Below are 1,850 nucleotides of genomic sequence, written 5' to 3' on the forward strand. Positions count from 1 at the left end.
GTAGAGCGGGCGGTTCTCCTCGCTGATCCACTCCGGCTCGCCGCCCATCTCGATCACCAGGGCCTGCGCGGCCAGCCGCAGCTCCTCGGGCGCGGACGGCCGTAGCATCCGATGCAGGATCGACGATCCGCACCGCAACGCAATCAGGCCGGGCGGGTCAGTCCGGCATGCATCAGAAATACCTGCAGCGCAGCGAGCGTTTCATAGTGAAGGCGTTCGAGCCGCGCATCCTTTTTCGCTTCCGCGACCAGATTGCCTCGCCCATCCCGCTTGTACGGCTCGCCCAACAGTTCGGCCATGTCGAACTGATAGTAGGTACGGTCGCCATACGGCCGCTTGCCGTCGATGTACGGCATCGGCCAGAAGTCCCCTTCGCCCAGCACGTCCTCGATTGCGTCCGAATCGACCGTCCTCCAGTTGGCGCCCCTCAGCACGGTGAGATGCGCGGCACGAAGCTGGAAACGGCCTGACGCATCGACACCGCTTTCCTTGAACGCGAACAGTTTGCGCAGCGCCGGCGGGATCGTGTATTGCCCCGGCGCAAGCGTGCCAGCCCCTGCCACGAACTGCGGCACGAGCCGGCCGAGTTCGGCCAGCGTGCGAATGGCGAGCGCATCGTCGTCGGTTTTGAGTGCCGCCTTGGCCAGTGCGATCGGTGGCCCTTCGCCAATCAGCGGCTGCGACGGATCGATACCGGGCGCACCGGATTCGACGGGCACCCACATCACGCGAAGCCGGTTGATCAGCGCGACGTGGCGCGCGGTCAGAGTGGGGTCTGCAGCCCCGTCGGCGAAGACGGCGCGGATGATCGCGTTGCGGTCGATCGATCGCGGCAAGGTTGGCGCACCCGATGCCGCGCGGGCAGCCAGCGCCGGGAGCACGGGCAAGGTCGCAAGGAAATGGCGGCGGGACAGGGTCATGGTTGGCGGTCGTGCGAAAAGGCGCGATCGGCCGGCTCGCGACGACGCTCGGCGTCGCACGTTGCCCGATGGCGATCAGGCGGCGCAGTTGCGCTCGTCCGGTGGCGGCTCGTTCTGCCCGACGCCAATGTAGCATCCGGTGCGACGACGAGCCATCTGGCAACACTGTCAGGCGGTGACGGACGAGACTTCCGCCGAAGGAGACAGATTCCGGACGACGAGGCGATCGACCTCGGCTTGTGCCGCTGCAATTCTCGCATCGGCCGCGACGATGCTCTTTTGGTGACGGTAGCGGGCGAAGAGGATCGAACCGAGTATCACGAGAACGAAGACGACGTTGCTCACGGCCGTCGTATCGTCCGCGAACTTGCCGGCCACGGTACCGATGATCGCGCCGCCCATCGCGCCAAACACGGCACCGAATATGCCGTCGCCGATCCAGCTCTTCGATGGATATTTGAGCCGCGCGAGATTGAGTGCGGAAACGGCATCCACGATGCCCACTACCTCGCCACGTGCGGCCCGGAGTTGTTCGTCGATCGCGTCCACCAGATGCCGGACACGCTCTGTATCCGATGAGGTGAGAATGCCTGCGTTGTAATAGGTCAGCAGGATGCGTTCCGATTCGTTCCACTCGGCATCAAGATCGCTCGAAATCAGGCCTTGTTCCTTGAGATAGTCCCACCCGACTTTGACATCGTTGAGCTCAATATAAGCGCCGTGCGATGCGCAACATTCGAGCACCGCCAACGCCCGGCGTAACGCAACATCCAGGGCGACGCGGTCATTCGCTCGCGAGTGCTGGTTTTTCGTCAGGTCGACGGTCGAGTTGCCGGCCGACCTGCGGGAGGGCTCGCGCGTGCTCGACCAGGCGTGGGCCCGGCTGACCGGCGAACCCCTGCCCGCCCGCTACGACTTCAGGATGCGGCC

General features: G+C 64.9%; 2 protein-coding genes and 1 pseudogene. All 3 read right to left on the reverse strand.

The genetic code is table 11. The features are described 5' to 3' along the window. Window positions 1-96: pseudogene (locus tag ACWDD7_RS37645) on the reverse strand (oxidoreductase); the annotation flags it as partial. A 47-nt stretch (window positions 97-143) separates the two neighbouring features. Beyond that, on the reverse strand, window positions 144-920 hold the full coding sequence (locus ACWDD7_RS37650) for a hypothetical protein (RefSeq protein WP_224755981.1): 777 nt from the start codon (window positions 918-920) through the stop codon (window positions 144-146). 168 nt (window positions 921-1,088) lie between these two features. Then, a complete protein-coding gene (locus ACWDD7_RS37655) occupies window positions 1,089-1,670 on the reverse strand; it encodes a hypothetical protein (protein ID WP_450460705.1) in 582 nt (193 codons plus the stop codon). Between the last annotated feature and the right edge of the window lie 180 nt (window positions 1,671-1,850).

Source organism: Streptomyces sp. NPDC001056, assembly GCF_053598955.1.

Excerpts from the sequence above, each read along its gene's own strand:
- ACWDD7_RS37650 (WP_224755981.1), bottom strand. The coding sequence starts at position 920 with ATGACCCTGTCCCGCCGCCATTTCCTTGCGACCTTGCCCGTGCTCCCG.